At 77.7% G+C, this 2,306-nt stretch carries 3 protein-coding genes; 2 read left to right on the forward strand and 1 reads right to left on the reverse strand.

Annotated features, from left to right (window positions below; genetic code table 11):
- Positions 1 to 685, reverse strand: a 685-nt coding sequence (locus VIM19_09540; GenBank protein ID HEY5185123.1) for an SAM-dependent methyltransferase, incomplete at its 3' end; no start/stop codon positions are given.
- A gap of 95 nt (positions 686 to 780) precedes the next feature.
- Here VIM19_09540 and VIM19_09545 point away from each other — a divergent pair.
- Positions 781 to 1,698: a DUF2520 domain-containing protein gene (locus VIM19_09545; protein HEY5185124.1), complete on the forward strand. Its 918-nt coding sequence runs from the start codon at positions 781 to 783 to the stop codon at positions 1,696 to 1,698.
- The coding region (gene panC / locus VIM19_09550) for a pantoate--beta-alanine ligase (protein ID HEY5185125.1) at positions 1,695 to 2,306 on the forward strand (612 nt) is incomplete at its 3' end. The genes VIM19_09545 and panC, both read left to right, overlap by 4 nt.

Here is a 2,306-nt window from a genome sequence, read left to right on the forward strand (position 1 = left end):
GCGTGCCGGCCGGGTAGCGCCCCGCGGCACGGTCGGCGGCGACGTGCCCGTAGTCGATGCCCACGGCCAGGCCGGACGTGACTGACCCCACGAGCCCGGCCCAGGCGTCGTCGCGGGGGCGACCGACCTCGGCGCGGGCGCCCACCGCGGCCTCGGTCACCGGCCACCACCGCTGCAGCCACTCGGCGTCAAGGGCGTCCGCCGGTCCGCCGAGCCGCTCCGCGCCGCTGGCCGGGTCGACGAGCACCAGCCGGGGCCCGTCCGATCCGACCTCGACGACGTCGACCGGCACGTTGTCCAGCCACTCGTTGGCCACGACCAGCCCGGTCAGGCCGGGCGGGACGGCGTCCGCCCAGCCGACGTCGTCCGGCAGTCCGGGGGGCCGGTCGGCCAGGTCGACGCCCAGCAGCCGCAACCGTCCACCGAACCGCGCGCCGCCGGACTGGGCGCGCAGCTCCACGAGCAGCTCGCCGCGCCCGGCACCGACGTCCACCAGGTCGAGCCGCCGCGGGTGGCCGAGTGCAGCGTCGACGTCGCCCAGCAGGACGAGCAGCGCCCGGGCGAGGTCGGGCCCCACATGCGGTGACGTGCGAAAGTGCCCGGCCGGGCCCTCCGCCCGCCGGTAGAAGCCGGCCGGGCCGTACAGCGCCCGCTGGACGGCGCTTCGCCATGGCTCCCAGGGCACACCGGGACGGTACGCCGACGGTGTCCCTGCCTTCCCGCACCGTGCCGGCCCGACGCCGCAGCAGCCCCGCAGCGGTGGCGTCGTACGCTGCCCCGATGAGCGCTCAGCCCGTCCCGCACCTTCGCCCGGGGCGGCTGTCCGTCGGCGTCCTGGGCGTGGGCCGGGTGGGTGCGGTGCTCGGCGCTGCGCTGCTCGCGGCGGGGCACCGGATCGTGGCCGCCTCGGGGGTGTCCGACGCGTCGAGGGCCCGGGCCGAGCGGCTGCTCCCCGGCGTCCCGCTGGTGGCCCCGCACGACGTGCTGGCCGACGTGGACCTGGCCCTGCTGTGCGTGCCGGACGCCGCGCTGCCCACGCTGGTCGCCGGCCTGGCCGCCACCGGGTCGGTGCGGCCGGGTCAGCTGCTCGCGCACACGGCCGGCCGCTACGGCCTCGCGGTGCTCGAGCCGACCCGCGCGCAGGGAGCGCTGCCGCTGGCGCTGCACCCGGTGATGACGTTCACCGGGACGGCCATGGACCTGGGCCGGCTGGCCGGCTGCTCGTTCGGGGTCACCGCCCCGGAGCCGCTGCGCCCGATCGCCGAGGCGCTCGTGCTGGAGATGGGCGGCGAGCCGGTCTGGGTCGCCGAGGCGGACCGCACGCTCTACCACGCGGCCCTCGCGCACGGCGCGAACCACCTGACCACCCTGGTGGCCCAGGCCACGGACCTGTTGCGCCGCGCCGGGATCGAACAGCCGGGCCGGGTGATCGGGCCGCTGCTGGCCGCGACCCTGGACAACGCGGTGAGCGCCGGCGAGGTCACGCTGACTGGCCCGGTCGCGCGCGGGGACGCCGGTACGGTCGCCGCGCACGTGCGGGTGATCGGCGCGGCGGCCCCCGAGACACTGCCCAGCTACCGGGCGCTGGCGCGGGCCACGGCCGACCGGGCGCTCGCGTCCGGACGGCTGCGGCCGGCCGACGCGGAGGCGCTGCTCGAGGCGCTGGCCGGGCCGGTCGACGAGGGGACCGTCGGATGAGCGCGCTGGTGCTGTCCGGGGACCTCGGGTCCTGCCGGGCCGACGCCCACCGGCTTCGGGCGGGCGCGCGCGCCCTCGCACTGGTGCCCACGCTGGGGGCGCTGCACGCGGGGCACGCCGCGCTGGTCGCGCGGGCGCACGAGGTCGCGGACGCCGTGGCGGTCAGCATCTTCGTCAACCCGCTGCAGTTCGGGCCGGCCGAGGATCTGGACCGCTACCCCCGCACCCTGGACGCCGACCTCGCCCTGTGCGAGTCGGCCGGCGTCGACCTGGTGTTCGCCCCGACGGTCGAGGGCATGTACCCCGACGGCGAGCCGCTGGTGCGGGTCGCCGCCGGCCCGATGGCGGAGCGGTTCGAAGGGGCGGCCCGCCCCGGGCACTTCGACGGCGTGCTCACCGTGGTGCTCAAGCTGTTCGACGTCGTCCGTCCCGACGTCGCGCTGTTCGGGCAGAAGGACGCGCAGCAGCTGACCCTGGTCCGGCAGATGGTCCACGACCTGAACGTGCCGGTCCGGATCGAGCCGGTGGCGACCGTGCGCGACCCGGACGGCCTGGCGCTGTCCAGCCGCAACGCGTACCTGGACCCGCCGGCTCGGGCGACCGCGCTG

It is taken from the genome of Actinomycetes bacterium (assembly GCA_036510875.1).
Taxonomy (GTDB): domain Bacteria; phylum Actinomycetota; class Actinomycetes; order Prado026; family Prado026; genus DATCDE01.

Bases quoted from the DNA above. Each gene is read 5' to 3' on its own strand.
- VIM19_09545 (HEY5185124.1), top strand. From the start codon at position 781: ATGAGCGCTCAGCCCGTCCCGCACCTTCGCCCGGGGCGGCTGTCCGTC.